Annotated in this window: 22 protein-coding genes and 1 pseudogene; 5 read left to right on the top strand and 18 right to left on the bottom strand. The window is 75.1% G+C overall.

The window, feature by feature from the left end:
- Positions 1–8: 8 nt before the first annotated feature.
- The 5 genes and pseudogenes from AFB00_RS34950 to AFB00_RS17690 all read right to left on the bottom strand — a co-directional run.
- Positions 9–512: pseudogene (locus AFB00_RS34950) on the bottom strand (ATP-binding cassette domain-containing protein); the annotation flags it as partial.
- On the bottom strand, positions 509–1351 hold the full coding sequence (locus AFB00_RS17705) for an ATP-binding cassette domain-containing protein (RefSeq protein ID WP_068798160.1): 843 nt from the start codon (positions 1349–1351) through the stop codon (positions 509–511). The pseudogene AFB00_RS34950 and the gene AFB00_RS17705, both read right to left, overlap by 4 nt.
- On the bottom strand, positions 1348–2214 hold the full coding sequence (locus tag AFB00_RS17700) for an ABC transporter permease (RefSeq protein WP_068798159.1): 867 nt from the start codon (positions 2212–2214) through the stop codon (positions 1348–1350). The genes AFB00_RS17705 and AFB00_RS17700 overlap by 4 nt, the downstream gene beginning before the upstream one ends.
- On the bottom strand, positions 2211–3149 hold the full coding sequence (locus tag AFB00_RS17695; protein WP_068798158.1) for an ABC transporter permease: 939 nt from the start codon (positions 3147–3149) through the stop codon (positions 2211–2213). The genes AFB00_RS17700 and AFB00_RS17695 overlap by 4 nt, the downstream gene beginning before the upstream one ends.
- On the bottom strand, positions 3142–4695 hold the full coding sequence (locus tag AFB00_RS17690; protein WP_197519576.1) for an ABC transporter substrate-binding protein: 1554 nt from the start codon (positions 4693–4695) through the stop codon (positions 3142–3144). The genes AFB00_RS17695 and AFB00_RS17690 overlap by 8 nt, the downstream gene beginning before the upstream one ends.
- Before the next feature lie 113 nt (positions 4696–4808).
- On the opposite strand from AFB00_RS17690, the gene AFB00_RS17685 reads away from it, so the two are divergent.
- Both AFB00_RS17685 and AFB00_RS17680 read left to right on the top strand, forming a co-directional pair.
- A complete protein-coding gene (locus tag AFB00_RS17685; protein ID WP_068798157.1) occupies positions 4809–5498 on the top strand; it encodes an IclR family transcriptional regulator in 690 nt (229 codons plus the stop codon).
- The gene (locus AFB00_RS17680) at positions 5495–6574 is read left to right on the top strand and encodes a serine hydrolase domain-containing protein (RefSeq protein ID WP_068798156.1); all 1080 of its coding nucleotides are present in this window, start codon (positions 5495–5497) and stop codon (positions 6572–6574) included. Before AFB00_RS17685 ends, AFB00_RS17680 begins: the two co-directional genes overlap by 4 nt.
- 19 nt (positions 6575–6593) lie before the next feature.
- Here AFB00_RS17680 and AFB00_RS17675 read toward each other — a convergent pair whose 3' ends face one another.
- Positions 6594–7178: a hypothetical protein gene (locus AFB00_RS17675; protein WP_068798155.1), complete on the bottom strand. Its 585-nt coding sequence runs from the start codon at positions 7176–7178 to the stop codon at positions 6594–6596.
- 175 nt (positions 7179–7353) lie between these two features.
- Between AFB00_RS17675 and AFB00_RS17670 the strand changes: the two genes are divergently transcribed.
- Positions 7354–8517, top strand: a complete 1164-nt coding sequence (locus AFB00_RS17670; RefSeq protein WP_068798154.1) for a sensor histidine kinase — start codon at positions 7354–7356, stop codon at positions 8515–8517.
- Positions 8514–9131, top strand: a complete 618-nt coding sequence (locus AFB00_RS17665; protein WP_068798153.1) for a response regulator transcription factor — start codon at positions 8514–8516, stop codon at positions 9129–9131. Before AFB00_RS17670 ends, AFB00_RS17665 begins: the two co-directional genes overlap by 4 nt.
- Positions 9132–9140: 9 nt before the next feature.
- Here AFB00_RS17665 and AFB00_RS17660 read toward each other — a convergent pair whose 3' ends face one another.
- Positions 9141–9746 carry a response regulator gene (locus AFB00_RS17660; protein ID WP_231974456.1) on the bottom strand — a complete coding sequence of 202 codons (606 nt, stop codon included), beginning with the start codon at positions 9744–9746 and terminating at the stop codon, positions 9141–9143.
- A 224-nt stretch (positions 9747–9970) separates the two neighbouring features.
- Here AFB00_RS17660 and AFB00_RS33370 point away from each other — a divergent pair, with 224 nt between their 5' ends.
- Positions 9971–10132 carry a hypothetical protein gene (locus AFB00_RS33370; RefSeq protein ID WP_156819609.1) on the top strand — a complete coding sequence of 54 codons (162 nt, stop codon included), beginning with the start codon at positions 9971–9973 and terminating at the stop codon, positions 10130–10132.
- A gap of 443 nt (positions 10133–10575) precedes the next feature.
- Here AFB00_RS33370 and AFB00_RS17655 read toward each other — a convergent pair whose 3' ends face one another.
- The 11 genes from AFB00_RS17655 to AFB00_RS17605 form a co-directional block, all read right to left on the bottom strand.
- Complete coding sequence (locus tag AFB00_RS17655; RefSeq protein WP_083275608.1) at positions 10576–11304, bottom strand: DUF3159 domain-containing protein; 729 nt, start codon at positions 11302–11304, stop codon at positions 10576–10578.
- A 98-nt stretch (positions 11305–11402) separates the two neighbouring features.
- Positions 11403–12302, bottom strand: coding sequence for a DMT family transporter (locus tag AFB00_RS17650; protein ID WP_068798151.1), 900 nt, complete (start codon positions 12300–12302; stop codon positions 11403–11405).
- Positions 12295–13125: a hypothetical protein gene (locus AFB00_RS17645; protein WP_068798150.1), complete on the bottom strand. Its 831-nt coding sequence runs from the start codon at positions 13123–13125 to the stop codon at positions 12295–12297. Before AFB00_RS17645 ends, AFB00_RS17650 begins: the two co-directional genes overlap by 8 nt.
- A 3-nt stretch (positions 13126–13128) precedes the next feature.
- A complete protein-coding gene (locus AFB00_RS17640) occupies positions 13129–14160 on the bottom strand; it encodes an aldo/keto reductase (RefSeq protein WP_068798149.1) in 1032 nt (343 codons plus the stop codon).
- Positions 14157–14882, bottom strand: a complete 726-nt coding sequence (locus AFB00_RS17635) for a thioesterase II family protein (RefSeq protein WP_068798148.1) — start codon at positions 14880–14882, stop codon at positions 14157–14159. The genes AFB00_RS17640 and AFB00_RS17635 overlap by 4 nt, the downstream gene beginning before the upstream one ends.
- Complete coding sequence (locus AFB00_RS17630) at positions 14879–16300, bottom strand: class I adenylate-forming enzyme family protein (RefSeq protein ID WP_068798147.1); 1422 nt, start codon at positions 16298–16300, stop codon at positions 14879–14881. The genes AFB00_RS17635 and AFB00_RS17630 overlap by 4 nt, the downstream gene beginning before the upstream one ends.
- The gene (locus AFB00_RS17625) at positions 16297–16845 is read right to left on the bottom strand and encodes a beta-ketoacyl synthase N-terminal-like domain-containing protein (RefSeq protein ID WP_068798146.1); all 549 of its coding nucleotides are present in this window, start codon (positions 16843–16845) and stop codon (positions 16297–16299) included. Before AFB00_RS17625 ends, AFB00_RS17630 begins: the two co-directional genes overlap by 4 nt.
- A 10-nt stretch (positions 16846–16855) precedes the next feature.
- On the bottom strand, positions 16856–18001 hold the full coding sequence (locus AFB00_RS17620) for a beta-ketoacyl synthase N-terminal-like domain-containing protein (protein WP_068798145.1): 1146 nt from the start codon (positions 17999–18001) through the stop codon (positions 16856–16858).
- Positions 17998–18261 (bottom strand): acyl carrier protein, encoded by a 264-nt coding sequence (locus tag AFB00_RS17615; protein WP_068798144.1) that lies wholly within the window; start codon positions 18259–18261, stop codon positions 17998–18000. Before AFB00_RS17615 ends, AFB00_RS17620 begins: the two co-directional genes overlap by 4 nt.
- A 32-nt stretch (positions 18262–18293) precedes the next feature.
- Positions 18294–19775 (bottom strand): AbgT family transporter, encoded by a 1482-nt coding sequence (locus AFB00_RS17610; protein WP_083276072.1) that lies wholly within the window; start codon positions 19773–19775, stop codon positions 18294–18296.
- A 95-nt stretch (positions 19776–19870) separates the two neighbouring features.
- Complete coding sequence (locus AFB00_RS17605) at positions 19871–20884, bottom strand: alpha/beta hydrolase family esterase (protein ID WP_068798143.1); 1014 nt, start codon at positions 20882–20884, stop codon at positions 19871–19873.
- Positions 20885–20964 lie beyond the last annotated feature (80 nt).

Raw genomic sequence — 20964 nt, 5'->3', positions numbered from 1 at the left:
GCGATCGAGATGCGCTGGCGCTGCCCGCCGGAGAACTCGTGCGGGTAGCGCTGCGCCATCTCCGGTTCCAGCCCGACCCCGGCCAGCAGCTCGGCGACCCGCTCGGCGCGGGCGTCGCGGCCCCGGCGTCCGCGCAGCTCGGGCAGGTGCGTGACCAGCGGCTCGGCGACGACGTCGAGGACCCGCATCCGCGGGTTCATGCTGGAGTACGGGTCCTGGAACACGACCTGCACCGAACGCCGGAGGGCGGCCCGGCCCGCCCGGTCCAGCCCGGCGACGTCCCGCCCGCCGATCTCGACGGTCCCCGCGGTCGGTTCGAGCAGGCCGAGCAGCAGCCGGGTCAGGGTGGTCTTGCCGGAGCCGGACTCACCGACCACGGCCAGGGTCTCCCCCGGGTGCACCTCCAGGTCGACGTCGTCGACGGCGACGAACGGGGTCGTGCCGCGCCGCGGGTACTCCTTGCGCAGGCCCCGGGCCCGGACCAGCGGGGCGGTGGCCGTGGGGGTGCTCATGCGGTGTCCTCCCGCGGGGTGTCGGCCGGGTGCAGCCGGGGCGTGGCGGCGAGCAGCTGCCGGGTGTAGGGGTGCGCCGGCGCGCCGAACACGTCGTCGACGGTGCCGTGCTCGACCACCTGCCCGTGCCGCATGACGACGACCCGGTCGGCCACCCCGGCGACGACACCGAGGTCGTGGGTGATCAGCAGGATCGCCATGTCGCGCTCGGCGCGGAGCCGGTCGAGGACGTCGAGGATCTGGGCCTGCACGGTCACGTCGAGCGCCGTCGTCGGTTCGTCGGCGATCAGCAGCCGGGGCTGCGCGACCAGCGCCATCGCGATCATCACGCGCTGGCGCAGCCCGCCGGAGAGCTGGTGCGGGTACTGGTCGATGCGCTGTTCCGGGTCGCCGATCCCGGCCGCGGCCAGTGCGGCGAGCACCTCGGCCCGGTGCGACCCGGGCCGCCCGCCGCGGTGCAGCAGGCAGACCTCCTCGATCTGGCGGCCGACCCGGGTGACCGGGTTGAGGCAGGTCATCGGGTCCTGGAAGATCATCGCGATCTCGCCGCCGCGTACCGTGCGCAGCTCCGGCTCGGACAGCGTCAGCAGGTCCCGGCCCCCGAACCCGATCCGGCCGGCCGGGTAGCGCGCCGGCGGCACCGGGTTGAGTCCGAGCACCGACAGCGCGGTGGCGCTCTTGCCGCTGCCGGACTCGCCCACCACGGCGAGCACCTCGCCGCGGTGCACCTGCAGGTCCACCCCGCGCACCGCGTGCACGGTGCGCTGCCCCAGCGCGAAGTCGACGTGCAGGTCCCGCACGTCCAGGACGGGCTCGCGGTCGGTCACGGCGTCGGTCATCGGCGGTACACCTTCGGGTCGGTGGCGCCGCGCAGCGCGTCGCCGGTGACGTTCACGGCCAGCGCGGTGCACAGCAGCGCCAGCCCCGGGAACACCGCGATCCACCACGCGGTACCCAGGTAGAGCTGGCCCTCGCTGAGCATCAAGCCCCAGGTCGGCACCGATGCGGGGACGCCGAGGCCGAGGAAGCTCAGCGCGGACTCGGCGAGGATCGCGGCGGCGACGTTGAGCGTGGCGACGGTGGCCAGCGGTGCCATCACGTTCGGCAGCAGGTGCCGCCGCATGATCGTCACCGGGCCGACGCCGATCGCCCTGGCGCCCAGCACGAACTCCCGCTCGCGCAGCGACAGCACCGACGACCGGACGACGCGGGCGTAGGACACCCAGTTCGTCACGCCGAGCACGGCGATCACGATCCAGAGCCCGTTGCCGACGAAGGCGACCACGGCCAGCGCGACGAGCACGCCGGGGAAGGCGAGCTGGACGTCGGCCAGACCCATCAGGATCCGGTCGGTCCGGCCGCCACGGGCACCGGCGACCAGCCCGACGACCGCCCCGGCGACGCCGGAGACCAGTGCCGCGGCGATCCCGACCAGCAGCGAGACCCTGGCCCCGTGGATCAGCCTGCTCAGCACGTCGCGGCCGAGCGCGTCCGTGCCGAGCGGGTGCCCGCCGCCCGGTCCCGGGGGCTGCAGCCGGACCAGCAGGTCCTGGGCGTTCGGGTCCCACGGCGCGATGACGTCGGCCAGCGCCGCGGCCAGCACGACCAGCCCGAGGACGACGAGTGCGGGCACCGCGAGCCGGGTGCCGCACATCCTGCGCAGCAGCGACGGGCGGGCCGGGACGTCCGGTACGACGCTCATGCGCGCAGCCTCACTCTCGGGTCGAGCACGGAGTAGGAGAGGTCGACCAGCAGGTTCACCAGCACGAACACCACCGCGAAGAACAGGACCGTGCCCTGCACGAGCGGGAAGTCCCGGTTGGTGATCGCCTCGACGGCGAGCCGGCCGATCCCGGGCCAGCTGAAGACCTGTTCGGTGAGGATCGCGCCGCCGAGCAGCGAGCCCAGCTCCAGGCCGATCACCGTGACCACCGGGAGCGCCGCGTTGCGCAGCGCGTGCCCGACGACGACCCGGGTCGGCCCGGCCCCCTTGGCCCGTGCGGTGCGCACGAAGTCCGCGGACAGCACGTCGACCAGCGAGGTGCGCAGCAGCCGCGCGATCACGGCCAGCGAGTAGATCGACAGCGTCACCGCGGGCAGCACGAGGTTCGCCGCGCTGCCGTACCCGGCGGCCGGGAGGATCCGCAGCGACACCGCGAACAGCAGGATCAGCACGATGCCCGTCCAGAACGCGGGCACCGACTGCCCCACCAGCACCGCGACGCCGATCGCGCTGTCGGTGCGGGTGCCGCGCCGGACCGCGGAGACGATCCCGGCCGGTACCGCGACGACGAGCGCGAGCAGCAGCGCCGACACCGCGAGCAGGGCGGTCGCCGGGAGCCGGTCGGCGATCAGCGACGTCACCGGCTGGTCGTAGAAGATCGACGTCCCGAGGTCGCCCCGGAGCAGCCCGCCCAGGTAGGACAGGTACTGCTGCCAGAGCGGGCGGTCCAGGCCCAGTCCGGCGGCGAGCCCGGCCGCCTGCTCCGGGCTCGCGTCCGGCGGCAGCAGCAGGGCCAGCGGGTCACCGGAGATCCGGACCAGGCCGAACGCCACGGTCGCCACCACGAACAGGACCAGCACGGCCGAGCCGAGCTTGCCCAGGATCGTGCGGGCCAGCGGGCCGATCTCACCCATCGCGCACCTCCGCGGTCGCCATCGCCAGCACGCCGACGACGTTCGGGGTCCACGACACCCGCTCGTTGGTGATCAGGACGGCGTCGAGCTGGTGCAGGAAGACGAACGGCGCCTCGTCGGACAGCAGCTCCTGCAGCTCGGCGAACGCCGCGGTCCGGGCGGCCGGGTCGATCGACAGCTCCTCGCGGTCGATGAGCGCGTCCGCCCGCGGGTCGGTCCAGCGGCTCTGCCGCCGGTCGCTGCGGACGTTGGACTGCACCGGGCTCTGCCCGTCGAGCGTCCAGCCGGTGGTGGCCGCCAGGTACACCGGGCCGAGCGCACCGCGGTTGTCGCTGGTCAGCCGGGAGGAGTAGGTGCTCGGGTCGAGCAGCTCGACCTCGGCGCGCACCCCGGCCCTGGCCAGCAGCCCGGCGACGGCCTGGGCGACCATCGCGTCCGCGCTCGACGCCGTCAGCGTCGTCGAGAAGCCGTCCGGGTGCCCGGCCTCGGCGAGCAGCGCGCGGGCCCGCTCCAGGTCCCGGGAGTAGGGCGCGACGGCCGGGTCGAACCCGAAGGACTCGCGCGGGATCATCGTCGGGACCTCGCGGGCCTTCCCGTCGAGCACGGCGTCGATCAGCAGCGGCACGTCGACCGCGTGGTTGAGCGCGCGACGCACCCGCACGTCCGACAGCACCGGGTCGGTGGTGTCCAGCGACAGGTAGGACATCCGGATGCCGGGACTGTTGGCGACGGCGATGCCCCGGTAACCCTGCAGCTGCAGGGCCGCGTCCGGGTTGAGACCGGTCACCATGTCGACCGCGTCGCTCTGCAGCGCGGCGAGCGCCGACGCCGGGTTGGAGATGGTCTGCAGCTCCAACCGCTCCACCCCGGGCGGGCCGGCCCAGTGGTCGGGCACCGCCGTGAGCCGCAGCGCGACCGAGCGCTGCCACTCGGTGAAGCGGAACGGCCCGGTGCCGACCGGGGCCGCGGCGAACCCCTCCTCCCCCACCTCCCGCAGGTAGCCAGGGGGGACGACGACCCCGCCGAACAACGACAGCTTCGCCGGCAGCACCGGGTCCGGCCGGTCGGTCACGATGTCGACGGTGTGGTCGTCGACGATCTCGACCCCGGTCACGTAGCGCAGCTCGACGATCGGCGACGCCGTCGCCGGGTCGAGCAGCCGCTCGATGCTGAACGCCACCGCGCGGGCGTCGAACACCTCGCCGTTGTGGAACCGGACGCCGCGACGCAGCGTGAACCGCCACCGGGTGTCGGTGACCGCCGTCCACGAGGTCGCCAGCCGCGGCCCGAGCCGGTTGTCGGCGGTCCGCTCGGTGAGGCAGTCGAACACGTTGATCAGGGCGTTCATCGAGACGATGTCGGCCACCTTGTGCGGGTCCATGGAGCGCGGGTCCGAGGCCTGCGAGACCCGCAGCAGGCGGGTGGGCGGCCGGTCGGCGGCCGGCGCGCAGGCCGTGAGCGCCGGGCCGAGCGCGAGCAGCGGCACGGCGGCCGCGATGCCACGGAGCAGCGCGCGCCGGCTCGGCCCCGATGACGGGTCGGTCACGGCACCTCCTCTGGTCGACGGGACGTGTGTCGCTGCCCAATACAGCAGTTCCGACTGACGATTGCACCGTTCCGCTGCAGGAAACGGGTCGTCCGCCGGGTAGTATCCGGCCCATGAACGACGACCGTGGTGCCCGCTCGGCCGCGACCAAGGTGCTGGACGTCCTCACCGCGCTCGCGCACGCTCCCGGGCCGCACCGCATCGTCGACCTGGCCGCCGCTACCGGGCTGGCGAAGGCCACCGTGCACCGGATGCTGCGCAACCTGGTGGAGTCCGGGTTCGTCGTCACCGCCCCGGGTGGCTGCTACACGATCGGGCCCCGGTTCCTCGGGATCGCCGCCGCCGCGCTCGCCGAGGACCCGCGGCGCCCGGTGATCCGGCAGGGGCTGGAACGCCTGCGGGCGGCGAGCGGGCTGTCCGCGCACTTCGTGCAGCGGTTCGCCGACCAGGTGGTCACCGTCGACTCGCTGGAGTCGACCGATCCGTACGGCCTGCCGGCCCGGCCCGGCCACACGGCGCCGGTCGGCGACACCGCGTTCGGGAGCGCCGTGCTGGCCACCGGGCCCGGGGACCCGCCACCGGTGACGGTGCGCGACGACACCGACGGTGTCCGCTCGATCGCCGCACCGGTGCTCGACGGCACCGGCGGGGTGATCGGCGCGATCGGGGTGTCCGGCACCGCGTTCACCCTCGCCGACGCCGCCGTCGAGCGGCTCGGGCCGCTGGTCGCCGAGACGGCCGCGACGACGTCGTCGGTGCTGCGGGCGCGCTCCACCGCCGGACCGCAGCGGCGGCACGCGTGAGGGCGCCCGGCGGAGCCCTGACCGATCTCCTGGCCGGCGCCCGCGCGGACGGGGTGTTCTCGGCCGCGGCCTGGGCCGTCGGCGACGCCGACGGGCACCGGGTCCGGGGCACGCTCGGCACCCGGGCCTGGCCGGACCTCCCCGAGGTCACCGGGGCCGGCGACGGGATCGATGCGGCCCCGCTGGACGGGACCGAGCTGTTCGACCTGGCCTCGGTGACCAAACCGCTGGTCGCGCTGGCCGCGGCCGTGCTGGTGGAGCGTGGTGCGCTGGCCGACGACGACACCGTCGCCCGGCTGCTCCCCGCGCACCGCGGAACCCCCGCGGCGGACGCGACCCTGGCGCAGCTCCTGCTGCACACCTCCGGGCTGCCCGGCCGGGTCCCGCTCTGGCGCGAGCACGGCACCCGGGAGGCGCTGCTGCGGGCCGTCGCGGAGCTGCCGCTCGCGCACCGCCCCGGCACGCAGGTCGACTACAGCTCGCAGGGGTTCATCCTGATCGGCCTGATGCTCGAGGCGGCGACCGGCGCACCGCTGGACGAGCTGGTCACCGACCTGGTCGCCGGGCCGGCCGGGGCCCGGGGCCTCACCTTCGCCCCCGGCCCCGGGGTGCCGGTCGTCGCGACCGAGCGGTGCGCGTGGCGGGGGCGGGTGGTGCAGGGCCAGGTGCACGACGAGAACGCCGTGGTCCTGGGCCGCCCGGCCGGGCACGCCGGGTTGTTCGGCACCCTCGACGACGTCGCGGCCGTCGGCCGGGCCCTGGTCCGCACCCTCGACGACCGCGTCCTGATGTCCCCCGCCGCGCTGGCCGCGATGATCCGGACCGACAGCCCGTCACCGGCGCGCAGCCGCGGCTGGCAGAACAACGACCCGGCGGAGCCGGTCGCCGGCGGCCGGGTCGGCCCGCGCACGTTCGGCCACACCGGGTTCACCGGCACCTCGCTGTTCGTCGACCCGGACACGCGCCGGTGGTACGTGCTGCTCACCAACCGGGTGCACGTGAGCCGGGAGGGCACCGGCGTCGTCGCCGTACGGGCCCGGTTCCACGACCTGGCACACGACACCGCCGGGGGCTGATCCGGGCCGCCGGTCGCGCTCAGGCGAACGTCGCCACCAGGACGAGCACGGCGAGCACGGCGTCCAGCACGGCGCAGAACTCCGACAGCGACCGGGACACCGTGCGCATCGTGACGTGGTGCCAGACGTCCCAGCCGGCGTGCGCGAGCAGACCGGTCGCGACGAGCACCCCGGCCCACACCGGCGCGACCACGGTGGCGGCCCCCGCGATCGCGACGACGACCAGCAGCATCGCGGCCTGCCGGGCCACCCCGGCCGAGCGGCCGGCGACGGGCCGGGCGACCGCTCCGGCGACGCCGACGGCACCACCCGCGACCAGCAGCGCCACCACCGGATCCAGGCCCGGCACGAACCGGGCACCGACGAGGATGCCCATGCCGGCCACCAGCAGCGGCCACGACGCTCCCGGCCGGCCCAGCGCTGCCGCTCCCAGGTAGACGAACGCGGCGACGGCCAGCGCGGGGAGCGCGTCCGGACCGGGCCCCGCCACCGCGACAGCCAGCGCGGCGCCCAGCAGTGCGGGCCACCGGTGCGTGGACCGCAGGACCCGGCCGAGGTGGGCCGGTGTGGTGTGCCGGAGGTGGTGGTCGTGGACGGTGGCCATGGCGCGCTCCTCGGATCCCGGTGCTCTGTGCGGTACCCGGGGAGCGTGCGGTGCCGGGGCGCGGCCGGAGACCGGCGATCCGCACGGTCGCACCGTGCACGGTGCACGCCCCCGTCGTGCAGGATCGGGGCCAGGATGGTGCCCGTCCACCAGCACGGTCCCGGAGGCGACGGCGATGACCAGCACGTTCGACCCCGGCGGCCCGGACCGGTGGACCCGCCCGGTCGCGCTGGTCACGGTGGTGTCCGCGGCGCTGATGACCACGGCCGCGGCCGGTGTCGGGCTGCTGCGCGAGCCGGACCCGGTCCGGGTGGTCACCGGCACGGTGACGTTGCTGGTCCTGCTGGTGGCGCTGGGTGTCGGGCTCTGCCGCAGCGAGCCGGGATCCGGGGCGCGGCCCGGCGCACCGGTCGCCGTCGGGGTGCTCGCCGTGGCGGCGGTCGCCTCGGTGCCGCTGCTGGCACCGGCCGGGGCGGCACAGGGGTGGATGACCTGGGCCTGGGTCGCCGCGGGGCTCGCCGGGTCCGCGCCGCTGCTGCTGGGGTGGCGGGCGGGGCTCACGGCCGCGGCCGTCGTGACCGGGGTGTCGGTGGCGGTCGGGCAGTGGGTCGCGGCGGCCGCCGTGCCCTACGCGGTCCTGACCGTGCTCGCCGCGGCGGTGCTGCTGCTCGTGCACCTGCTGCCGTTGCGGTTGTGGCAGCTGGTCGTCGCGGCCCAGACCGGCCGGGACGCCGCGGTGCGGCTGGCCGCGGCCGAGGAACGGCTGCGGCTGGCGGCCGACGTCCACGACGTCCTGGGGCACCACCTCACGGTGATCGGTCTGCAGGCCGAGCTCGCCGCGCGCACCGCGCACACCGATCCCGGTGCGGCGGCGGAGCACGCCGAGCAGGCACGCGGGCTGGCCGCGCACGCGCTCGGCGAGATGCGCCGGGTCGTGCACGGCCGGCGCACCGCGGACCTCGCCGCCGAGCTGACCGCGGTCGCCGGGGTGCTGCGGGCCTCGGGGGTGCGGACCACGCTGTCCGGCGAGCCGGCCACCGGGCTGCCCGCCGAGACCGGCACGGCACTGGCGGCGACGCTGCGCGAGGCGGCGACGAACGTCCTGCGACACAGCAGGGCCCGCTGGTGCACCATCTCCGTCGTGGACGGCGACGACGGCACCGAGCTGCGGATCAGCAACGACGGTGCCGCCGCGCCGCTCGGAACGTCCCCTGGCCCGGACCGGTACAGCTCGGGCCTGCACGGGCTCGCCGCCCGCCTCGGCGCGCTCGGCGGGCGGCTCGACACCGGCCTCGACGGCGACGTCTTCGTGCTGCGCGCCTCGGTCCCCGCGCCGTGACCGGCCCGATCCGGGTCCTGCTCGCCGACGACGAGGAGCTGATCCGCGCCGGGATCGCGGCGTTGCTGGAGCTGGAGCCGGACATCGCCGTCGTCGCGCAGGCCGGGGACGGGCCGTCCGCCGTCGACGCGGTCCGCGCCCACCGGCCGGACGTCGCGGTCGTCGACCTGCAGATGCCGGGGATCGACGGCCTCGCCGTCGCCCGGGAGATCGCGACGGTGTCGCCCGGCTGCGCCGTCGTCATCCTGACCGGGCACGGCCGCCCGGCGCACCTGCAGCGGGCGCTCGCCGCCGGTGCGCGCGGCTTCGTGCCCAAGGGCGCTCCGGGGTCGGTGCTGGCCGACGTCGTGCGCCGGGTCCGGGCGGGGCACCGCTACGTCGACCCGGCGCTCGCCGCGGACGCGCTCGCCGCCCCGCCGTGCCCGCTCTCGCCCCGCGAGCTGGAGGTCCTTCGCACCGCCGGGCCGGACACACCGGTCGCGACGGTCGCGCGCCGCCTGCACCTGTCCGCCGGGACCGTCCGCAACCACCTGGCGGCGATCGTCACCAAGCTGGACGCGACCTCGCGCCAGGACGCCCACCGGATCGCCGCGGACCACGGCTGGACCGACTGACGCCGGCCCTCACTCGGGGATGTCGAGCCCGGCGTCGTGCACCAGGAGGGCCACCTGCACGCGGTTGTTGAGGTCGAGCTTGGTGAGGATCGCCGAGACGTGCGTCTTCACCGTGGCGATGCCGAGATGGTGGCGGGTGGCGATCTCGGCGTTGGACCGCCCGGCCCCCAGCTCGAGCGCGATCGTGCGCTCCCGGTCGGCGAGCAGCCCGAGCCGACGCCGGGCGGCCTCCCGGGCCGTGTCCTGCTCGGAACCGGCGACCCGGTCCATGAGCCGCCGCGTGACCTCCGGCGACAGCACCGGCCGGCCCTGCGCCGCGTGCCGGATCGCGACGACCAGCTCGTCCGGCGGGGTGTCCTTCAGCAGGAACCCGGCCGCACCGGCGCGCAGCGCCCGCAGGACGTGCGCGTCGGCGTCGAAGGTGGTGAGCACGACGACCTGCGGCGCACCCGGACGGCTCCGCAGCTTCTCGGTCGCGGTGAGCCCGTCGGTCCCGGGCATCCGGATGTCCATGAGAACGACGTCCGGGGAGTGCCGTTCGGCCAGCTCCAGCGCCTCCGCGCCGTCGCCGCCCTCGGCGACCACGGTGAGGTCGGGCGCCCCGCGCAGCATCATGGTCAGTCCGAAGCGGACGACCGGGTCGTCGTCCACGACCAGCACGGTGATGGTGGATCCGGTTTCGGCGGCGGTCACGGGTGCACGGTAGCGGCCCGCCGACCGGCACGCCGGGCCGCGGGCCGACGGAGAAGACGGGCTTGACCATGCCCCGACGGCACGGTTTTCACTGGAGCGGCCGGTACGTGGGGTGCCGGCCGACCCCGGAGAAGTGAGGTGTCCTCGTGGCACGGAGTACGCGTGAGATCGTCGAGAACGCCGTACGGGGCATCGACACCGATCTGGCCGCGACCGTCGAGCGCCTGCAGCGGGTCCGCGAGGAGATCCACCGCGTCCTGCACGAGTCCGGCGCCGAGACCCCGGCCGGGGCGCACCGCACCGACTGAACCGCCACGAGCGCCCGCGCGCACTCCACGTGCCACCCCGCGCACGACCCCCGCGCGCGCTCGTCGCGTGACCCGGCGCAGCTCTGCGGCTCGATGGTGCTCCCTCGTCCAGAATCGCTGACCGGGTAAGCGAATTTCGATGACGCGGACCGTCCCGGCGCCGGACTCCTCATCGGGAGCGGTCCTCGGCCCACGGCGCGGGCACCTTCTGTCGTGCCGAATCGCTTACCCGGTCAGTCGTTCTCGGGAGAAGTCCTCGTCCCGGGGCGGCGCCCACCACCACTCCGCCCGGTCCCGCGACCAGTGTTCATCAGCCACATCGCTTACCTGCTCAGCGATTCCGCGCGAACGTCCCTCCCGGATCCTCGACCGGCGGCATCCCCGGACAGGACAACGGCGCCCGCCCTCCGGGAACGGAGGACGGGCGCCGCGGAAGAAGGGGATCAGGACCGGGGCAGCAGCCGCTTGCTCGTCCGGCGGAACGCCCACACCACGACCAGCGCACCCACGATCGTCAGCGGGGTACCCATCGCCACCCGCGCGATCGCCAGACCACCGGTGGTGTCGATCGCGTACAGCCAGTACTGCACCACGAACCGGGCGCCGAACACCGCGGCCGCGGCCAGCGTCGCGATGTCGTGGGCCCGCAGGCTCGGCCGGTCGGCACGCCAGTCATGGGTGTTGCCGTGCACCGCGTTCCAGATCAGCCCGGTCACCGGCCGGCGGGCCAGCACCGACACCGCCGTGACCACGAACCCGGCCAGCGCCGCCCAGATCCCGATCGCGAAGAAGTCCTTCGCCGACCCGGTCCAGGCCACCAGACCGACCGCCACGCCGACCCCGATCAGGCCGCCGACCGCCGAGGAGAACCGCTCCCCGCGGACCAGCCGGAACACCGTCAGCAGCAGCGCCGCGCCGATCGCGATCGAGGCGGTCACCGGCAGCGGCAGGAACGCGTTCGCGGCGGCGAACACGACGACCGCGACCGTGGAGTAGACGAACCCCATCGGGCCGCCCATCTGGTCGAGCATCGACGCCGCCGACGCCGAGGTCGCGGGCTTCGCCGCAGGACCGGCGGGGCCGGTGGGGCGGGGCGCCGCGCCGACGACCGGCAGCTGCTCGGTGGGTGCGTCGTCCCGGTACTGGGCGGGGTGGGTGCTCGTCGCGTTCATCTCGTCCTCCCGTGTCGTCGCTGCGTGGTGGGCCTCGCTGCGTGAGAACCAGGAGAAGCCGTGCCGCCACGGCACACTCAAGGCCGGAGTGGCCCGCGTCACACCCGGACGGTGCGCGGGGACGCCGGCCGGAGCAGCGCGGCGCCGGCGAGGATCACCGCGGCGCCCAGGGGCTGGTTCCAGGACAGCCGCTCGCCGAGCAGCGCGACCCCGGCCACCGTCGCGACCACCGGGACGACGTAGGTGACGGTCGACGCGACCGTCGCCCCGGCGTCGCGCACCAGGCCGTACTGCAGGGCGAACGCCAGCCCGGTGCCCACGACCCCCAGTGCGACGACCGCGAGCACCGGGCCGATCGGGAACGCCGTCGGCAGCGGCGTCAGCAGCGGGGCGAGCACGGCCAGCTGGACCGCGCCGAGGAGCAGCTGGATCCCGGCCAGGGACAGGTCCGGGTGCCCGGACCCGGTCAGGAACCGCCGGACGAACGCCCACCCGGCACCCATGCTCGCCGCGGCACCGACGGCCATCGCCATCCCCGCGGTGTCCCCGCTGCCCACCCGCCACACGCCGAACACGACGAGCACCCCGCAGAAGCCGACGCCCAGGCCCAGCACCCGGCGCGGTGAGGGGCGTTCCGCGGGCAGCGCGACGAGCGCGACCAGCAGGGTGAACAGCGGCGTGCTCGCGTTGCAGATGCTGACCAGGGCCGACGGGATCCGCTCCCCGGCGTAGGCGAACAGGGTGAAGGGGACCGTGTTGAGCAGCAGCGCCGCCACCGCCAGCCGCAGCCACAGTCCGGCGCCGGTGGGGATCCGCGACCCGGTCACCAGCACGACGGCGAGCACCGCGATCGCCCCGAAGGCGACCCGGCCGAACGACACGACCGGGGCGGCGAACCCTGCCAGGCCGAGCTTCACGAACCCGAAGGTCAGCCCCCAGACGAGGGCGAGCAACCCGAACCGGCCGATCCAGCCGCGGGCCGGGACCGGGTCAGGCATCGAGCAGGACGGACACCCGGCAGGTCTCGGTGCTGCCGTGCCCGAGGACCACGGTCGCCCCGACGTCGGACCGCTCGACGACCGCGGTCACCGTGCGCCCCACGCCGGTGTAGGCGTAGAACTCCGCGTCCATGCTGCGGATGCCGGTCCCGCCGGGTGCGGCCAACCGCCCGGCCACGGCGACGAGGACCGTGCCGGGCACGTGGTCGGCGCGGTGACCGGACACGAGCAGCGTCCCCGGATCGAGCTCGACGTCCCAGCTGGCGGGTCCGGTGGGGACGACCCGGCACGGGTCGCTCCCGGCGTCCGGCGCCGAGCCGGTGCCCGGGGCGGGACCGGTGTCCGGCGCCGGGTTCCGCCCTCGCACGAACCGCAGGACGGCCGGCGAGAGCACGTTCAGCCGGGCCCCTCCGGTACCGATCGTCCGCCCGCCCCGGAGCAGGACGAGGTCGTAGCCGATGCCGGTGACCTGGCCGCGGCGGCGTTCGACCTCGACCCGGGTGGTCACCGCCGTGACCGGCTCCCCGGCCGCGTCCCCGGCCGGTCCGCCGGGTGCCACGGTGGCGTCGAAGCGGAGCCAGGCGGGCGCGACCTGGTGGGTGAACGGCACCCCCTCGCCCAGGTGCACGAGCGCGAGCCCGGTCTGCCGGACGTACTGCGCGAACAGCACCGGATCGCCCGCGCACCGGTCGGAGACCCGGTGCACGGGATCGGTGCCGGAGAGCGCGAAGCCCACCCTGGCGTCCGTTCCGTCGGAGCCGAACGACCGCAGCAGGACGCCGGTGGCCGGGTCGAGCAGGTCGGCGGGGATCGTCCCGGGCACGGCTCAGGCCCTCCGGCGCAGGGACGGGTCGTCCAGCTCCGGCGCGCGCCAGCCGCCGTCGGCCGGGTTCGGGGTCGTCCCCGGCGGGACGATCGCGTCGATCCGGTCGAGCACGTCCGCGGACAGCTGCAGGTCGGCGGCCCCGAGCTGGCCGGTGAGGTGCTCGAGGGTGCGCGGGCCGATGATCGCCGAGGTGACGGCCCGGTGGCTCAGCACGAACCCGAGCGCCAGGTGCACCAGCGAGAGTCCGGCCTCGTCGGCCAGCTCGGCGAGCCGGGTGACGATGTCGAGCTTGCGCCGGTTCTCCGGACGGGCCATGTCGTAACGGGCGGCCCAGCGGGCGGCGCGCCCCGAGGTCTCCGGCTCGGCACCGGCCCGGTAGCGGCCGGACAGCCAGCCCCCGGCCAGCGGGCTCCAGACCGCGACGCCCATGTCGTACTGCGCGCAGACCGGCAGCACGTCGGCCTCGATCTCGCGGGCCAGCAACGAGTACGGCGGCTGCTCCAGCACGAACCGGGAGCGGCCGGGCTGCTGCGCGGCCCACTGCGCCTCGACGATCCGGTGCGCCGGGAACGTCGACGAGCCGATGTAGCGCACCTTGCCCGCCCGGACCAGGTCCGTCAGCGCGTCCAGGGTCTCCTCGATGTCGGTGTGCGGATCGGACCGGTGGACCTGGTAGACGTCGATCCGGTCGGTCCGGAGCCGGCGCAGGCTGTCCTCGACGGCCGTGACGATCCAGCGGCGGGAGTTGCCGCGCGCGTTCGGGTCGACGCCCATCGGGGAGTGGACCTTCGTCGCGAGCACGACCCGGTCCCGGCGGCCCGGGCGGGCCAGCGCGTCGCCGAGGATCCGCTCGGTCTCCCCGCGGGAGTAGGAGTCGGCGGTGTCGACGAAGTTGATCCCGGAGTCCAGCGCCCGGTCGATGATCCGGGTCGAGGCCGCGGCGTCGTTGGCCCCCCACGCACCCAGCATCAGCGTGCCGAGGCAGAGCGGGCTGACCCGGACGCCGGTCCGCCCGAGGTGGCGGTACCTCATGCCGGGACCCCGCGCAGCCGGACAAGGAGCTCGCGCACCGCGGCCGCGTGCTCGTAGAGGAAGTAGTGCCCACCGGCGAGGGTGGCGACGGTGCACCCGCCGCGGGTGTAGGCCGACCAGCCGCCGAGCAGGGCCCCGTCGGTCATCGTGTCGTCGCGGCCGCCGAGGACCAGGACCGGCGGGGTGACCCGGCGGTCGGTCCAGCCGGCGTCGTAGCGGTGCACCATGCGCTGGTCGGCGCGGATCATCGGGAGGAAGTCGCCGGCCATCGCCCGGCTCAGGCCCGGCGGCACGCCGCCGACCGCCTGCAGTTCGGCGAACAGCTCGTCGTCGGGCAGCGGGGCGACCCGCAGCCCCCACTCGGTCTGCAGGTGCGGCGGGTTCCGCCCGGACACCAGCAGCAGCTCGGCGGGCCGGGCGCCGTCGGCCTCGAGCCGGCGGGCCATCTCGAACGCGACCAACGCACCCATGCAGTGCCCGAGCAGCACGTACCCGCCCGGACGGTCGAGGTCCCCGGCGATCTCCCCGGCCAGGACGGCCGCCGCGTCCTGCACCGTCTCGGCGAAGGGTTCGCGGGCCCGCCTGCCGCGGCCCGGCAGCTCCAGCGGGACCACCTCGGCCACGTCGGTGCCGAACGCGGCGGCCCACCGCCGGAACGCGCCCGCCGTGCCGCCCGCGTGCGGGACGCAGTACAGCCTCGGGACGTCGGTGGTGCTCGTCATTTCCGGAACCCCTCGGTGTCGGCGCGGCGGACGGAGACCCTGCGGGGCCGCTCGACGCGGGTGAGCAGCGGCGCCAGACCGGTCGTGACCTGGGCCGGGCCGGGTGCGTCCGGCCCCGCGACGTCGACGACGAGATCGACGACGACGTCGCCGCCCTCCTCGGCCGGCACGGCCTCGGCCCGGACGACGCCGGGCAGCGACTGGGCGGCGTGGCGCAGGGTGCGCAGCGAGACCTTCTCCCCGCCGACGACGACGAACTCCGAGCGCCGCCCGTCGAAGTAGAGGTAGCCGGCGTCGTCGCGGTGGAACAGGTCCCCGGTCGCGACGACGCCCGGAGCGGCCAGCGGGTCCCGCCCGACCGGACCGGCCGTGCGCAGCAACGCGGTGTCGGTGTGCACGACCAGCTCGCCGGTTCCGGTGCACCGCTGCGGGCCGCCGGGTCCAGCGGCGGCCCGCAGCTCGGTGCGCACGTCCCCGACCGGGACGCCGACCGAACCCCAGCGCGCCGCCGGTTCGGCGTGCGCGGCGAGGGTGGTGACCCGCGGGCCGGCCTCGGTCAGCCCGTAGGTGGCGTAGACGCGGCGGCCCGGGTCCATCCGGACCAGCCCGGCGACGTGCACGGCCGCGAGCTGGTCGCCGCCGACCGTCACCGACCGGAGCCCGGCCGGGAGCGGTTCCCCGTCGTCGAGCAGCCGGCGCACGATCGTCGGGGTCACCGAGGACTGGGTGACGTCGTGCTTCTGCAGCACGGTGCGGTACGGCGCGGGCGCGAACGGCGGCCCGTCGAGGACGAGCCGGGCGCCGGTGTGCAGCGCCGCGAGTGCCTGGGCGACGATCGCGTACGAGTAGTACAGCGGCAGCGACACGAGCACGGTGTCGGTGCGGTCCAGCCCGACCGAGTCGCAGTGCCAGGCGGCGTTGCGCGCGAGCGACTCGTACCGGTGCACGCACGCGGTCGACCGGCCGGAGGTCCCCGACGTCAGCAGCAGCACCTCCCCCGGCTCGCAGGCCGGGACCGGGCGTTCCGGGCCGTCGAGGCGGACCAGCCGCTCGGTGCCGACCGCGGTGTGGCGCCGCGCGCCGAACCGGGCCGGGTCCGGCCGCGCCGCCACCAGCGCCTCGACGCCCAGCTCGACGGCGAGGTCGCGGATCCGGGCCGACGGCGTCGACGGCGGCACCGCGACCGGCACCAGCCCGAGCAGGACCGCGGCGAACCAGTGCGCGAGCAGCGGGCGGCCGTTGGACAGCGCGATCGCGACCGGGGTGCCGGGCCGCAGCCCGACCCCGGCCAGGTCGGCGACGACGGCGGCGAGCCCGGGGAACTCCTCGGCCGACGGGGCCAGGTCGACGGCGTCGGCGAGCAGCCGGTCGACCGCGTCGAAGGTGCAGGGGGCGGGTACCGCGGCCGTCGTGCTCATCGGACGGTCACCGGGGCCCCGCCCGCGACGTCCGCCCAGTCCAGCGGCGTCGTGCCGGCGACCGCGTCGCGGGCGAGCACCGCGCACCGGGCCTCGTGCACGCCGTCGCGCACGGTGTGCGTGGCGAGCACGACGTGGCGCGCCTGCCCCGTGTCCAGCCACCGCTGCGCCACCGCGACGGCCGCCGGTCCCGCCGGCGACGGCGGCATCGCCAGCATCATGGTGGGTCCGCGCAGCCCCCACCGCAGGCAGGCGAGCCCGGCCAGCGACCCGGGGTTCGCCCCGGCGAAACGCAGCGGCGAGACCCGCCCGCGCCGCCCGGAGCGGGCGAGCGCGCGCATCGTGTCCAGCGTGCCGTGGTCGCTCACGGCGAGATGGCCGACCTCGTCGGTGTGGTGCAGCACGTCGTCCGGGCATCCGGCCAGCGCCTGCCCGGTGACCTCGCACAGCAGCCAGGCCACCGGGTCCGCGTAGAGCGACGGAGCGTTGCGGGCGTGCGTACCGGGATCGTCCGTGGTGCGGGCCGACAGTCCGAACGAGTGCATCGACGACCTTTCAGACGGAGAGGGCGAGCGCGGTGTTGAAGCCGCCGAAACCGAGCGTCAGGGACAGCCCGGCGGAGCCGGTGCCCGTGCCGTTCACCGAGCGGGCCGCGACCGGGACCAGGCCCCGCACGTCGGGGAGCGGCTCGCGCAGGCCACGGACCGGTGGCACCCGGCCCGAGGCCAGTGCCAGCACGACCGAGATCGCCTCGATCACCCCGCAGGCACCGAGCGAGTGCCCCAGCGCCCCCTTGGTGCCGAACACCGGCGGCGGGTCCGCCACGCCGCCGAACAGCGCGCCGAGCGACGCCGCCTCGACCTGGTCGTTCAGTGCGGTACCGGTGCCGTGCGCGGACACCACCGACACCGCGGCCGGGGTCAGCCCGGCGTCGTCGAGACACCGTTCGACGGCCCGGTGGACGCTGCGGCCGCTGGGGTCCGGGGCGGTCATGCCGGAGGCGTCGTTGGCCGATCCGGTCCCGCGCAGCACCGCGTACCGGCGCGCCGCACGGTCCCTGGCCGATCCCGCGGACTCCAGGACGACGACCCCCGCCCCCTCACCCAGCAGCATCCCGGACCGCCCGGTGTCGAAGGCGCGCAACGCGTCCCGCGACATGGTGCCGAGCCCGGAGTGGCCGAGCCGCTTGACGTCGGTCACGACGTCGGCGCCCACGCAGACCACGACCGGGTACCGGCCGCTGCGGACCAGCGCGGCACCGACGACGAGCGCGTCGGACCCGGCCGAGCAGGCCGTGGCGACCGACACCGGTTCGTGCGGATGACCGACGGCGGCGGTGACGGCACCGGCCCACCCGGACAGCGACGTCGTGTCGCCGCTGTCCAGGTGGTCGCCGTAGCTCGTCGCCAGGACGAACGCGGCCCGCGGGTCGGCCCCGTCGAGGCCGGCGTCGCCGAGCGCCCGCCGCACCGCCGGCACGGCGATCCGGTGCAGCCGCTCCCCCGGCGGGAGCGCCGGGTCGACCTCGGTGACGAGCGCGGCCGCGTCGTTGCGGACCTCGACGGACAGCTCGCTCCGGACGAACCCGTGCTCGCCGCGGAGCAGCCGCCGCCAGACGTCGTCGAGATCGCTCCCGAGCGGCGTCGTCCAGGCCATGCCGGTGACGACGACCTCGTCACCGGCGCCGCGGTCCGCGGTCATCCGCCGCTGCCGACCGCCGCCGTGCGCCGCTCGACGAGACCCGCGAGACTCCGGATGGTCGCGAAGTTCTCCGGGGTGAAGTCGTCGTCGCCGATCTCGATCCCGAAGACCTCCTCGCACTGGGCCCGCAGCTCGACGAAGCCGAGCGAGTCGAGCCCGAAGACGTCGCGCATGCTGTCGTCCAGGCCCATGTCGGCCGGTGCGACCTCGACGAACACCGCGGAGACCAGGGTGTCCTTGATGGTGTCGACGGTGGTCATGTCCCCTCCAGAACGGGTCGTGGAACGTGCGGTCAGCGGACGGGTGCGCCCGGGCCGAGCGGGATGCCCAGTGCCCACCAGGCGAAGAACAGCGCCGTCCACACCGTGGTCATGGCGATCGCCAGCGGCAGCGTGTAGGACGCGAGCGTCCCGATCCCGGCGTCCTTGCGGTAGCGCTGCAGGAAGCCCAGCGCCATCACGAAGTACGGGCTCATCGGGGTGATCGCGGTCGAGCCGGAGTCGGCGATCCGGAACAACGCCTGGGTGGTCTCCGGCGGCACGTCCACCAGCATCAGCATCGGGATGATCACCGGTGCCGCGATGGCCCACATCGCCGAGCCGCTGGTGATCATCACGTTCACCACGCTGAGCAGCAGCAGGACCATCAGGAAGATCACCGGGATCGGCACGCCGGTGGTCCGCAGGGCGTCCGCGGACAGCACCGAGATCACGTCCCCGATGTGCGACCACTCGAAGTAGGCCAGGAACTGGGCGATCGCGAAGAACAGCGCCAGCACCGGGGCCATCTGCTTGATGCCCTCGGTCATCAGCTTCGGCACGTCGGACGCCTTGGTGATCGTCCCGACCCGCAGGCCGTAGACGATGCCCATCATCCCGAACAGGAACGCGATCACCGCGCCGATGCCCTCGATGAACGGCGACTCGACGATGCTGCCGCCCTCTCCGCGCAGCGGCGAGGACTCCGGCAGGATGATCGCGGTCAGCACGACCGCAGCCGCCAGCAGCACCAGCCCGGCCCGGATCAGCCCGGACCGCTCGGCGGCGCTCACGTGCAGGCCGGCGACGTCGTCGTCCGGGGCGTCCGGGTCGACGTCCAGGTCGGGGCGCTTGCTGAGCACCAGCCGCGTCATCAGCGTGATGATCGTCGCGAGGACGATCGAGGACACGATGTTGAAGAACCAGTTGCTCACCGGCGACACGACGTACTCGGGATCGACGATCTGCGCGGCGGCGGTGGCGATGCCGGCGAAGATCGCGTCGTTCGGCGTCGGGATCGGGCTCGCGTCGTAGCCGGACGCGATCGCCGTGTAGGCGACGACGATGCCGAGGATCGGCGAGCGGCCGACGGCGCGGAACGCGAGCCCGCCCAGCGGCACCAGGATGATGTAGGCCGCCGCCGACGCGACGTGCGCGACGGTGCCGGCGAACGCGACCGCGAACACGACCAGCGACGCCGGGACGCGGGCCACGCCGGCCCGCATCGCCGCGGCGAGCAGACCGGTGCGCTCGGCGACCGCCACACCCATGATCACGGTGACGATCGTGGCCATCGGCGGGAACGACGCGAAGTTGTCGATCATGCTCTCGAGGGCGTTCGCCAGCCCGTCACCGGAGAGCAGGTTCCGGACCGTGACCGTCTCCCCCTCCGGGTTGACGACGGTGACGCCGGCCGCGGCCATGATCGCGCTGATCACGCCGAGGATCGCCGAGAGCACCCAGAACAGCCAGAACGGGTGCGGCAGGGCGTTGCCGACGCGCTCGACGACGCCCATCGCCCGGATCAGCCAGGGCAGCTTGGTGTCGTCGGCCCCGCCGCCACGGCCGGGCTCGGGTGCCTCCGGGGTGCGGGTCCCGCCCGCCTGCTCGCTCACGCCGGGCCGCCCAGCGTCCGGTGGGACAGGAACTCCCACATCACGTCGGTGGCCCGGATCGTCTGGGTGGCGTAGCCGCCGCCGGAGTAGGCGCGGTTGCCGGGCCAGGTGTGGCCGCCGTTGTCCACGACGACGTGCTCGACGTCGGCGCCGTCCGCACAGTTCGACCAGTTCGACACGGTGATGTCCGGCTCGATCCGCTTCGTGGCGGGCTCGGGGGCGCACTGGTTGCGCGCGACCCAGCCGTTCACCCAGTCCATGATCGGCGGGGTCGGCTTCTCGGCGCCGCCGCCGGCGTAGGGGACGGTGGTGTCCGCCGTGCCGTGGAACTCGATCACCGGGACCGGGCGGCCGGGCGCACACTCCGGCTCACCGGTGCGGTAGAACGCCGCCGCGACCGGCGCGATCGCCGCGATCCGGTCCGACATCCGGCAGGCCAGGATCTCGGTGAAGCCGCCGCCGTTGGACTTGCCGGTGGCGTAGACCCGGTTGGTGTCCGCGCAGGTCGCGGCCTCCACCTGGTCGAGGACGGTCGCGGTGTAGGCGACGTCGTCGACGCCGGCCTCGGAGTAGGGCGCGCCCTGCCAGCTCTGGGCCTTCGTCTTCGCCGACTCCGCGCCCTCCAGGTAGACGACGATCGCCGGGAGCTTCGACAGGCCGGTGTAGTTCTCGACCTCGGCGCCGTTGCTGGTGCGGCCGTGGAAGGCCAGGACCACCGGCAGCGGGCGGGCCGGGTCGTAGTCCTCCGGGACGAAGAGCTGGTAGCGCCGCTTGGTCTCCGGCTCGTTCGGTTCCGTCTGCGGGACCTCGTACTGCGCGCTGATGCCGGGCAGGTGCGGGGCGTCCGTGCCGCACCCCGCCGACGGAGCGGCCGGGCCGGGGCCGCCGCCCGGCGGGGCCGGGGGCGGCGTGGCGAGCGCCGTACCGGTACCTGCGGCGGCCAGCGCCACGGCCACGGCCGTGGTCGCGAGCGCGCCGGACAGGCGCCGCGATCGTGTCGTTCCGAACATTGCTGATTCCCTTCGGACGGCGTCATCGACGGCCGGTGAACGTCCCTGCCGGAGGTGTTCGGGCAGGTGAGGGCTACGGA

It is taken from the genome of Pseudonocardia sp. HH130630-07 (assembly GCF_001698125.1).
Lineage (GTDB): Bacteria > Actinomycetota > Actinomycetes > Mycobacteriales > Pseudonocardiaceae > Pseudonocardia.
This window is presented reverse-complemented; position numbering and strand designations above follow the sequence as displayed.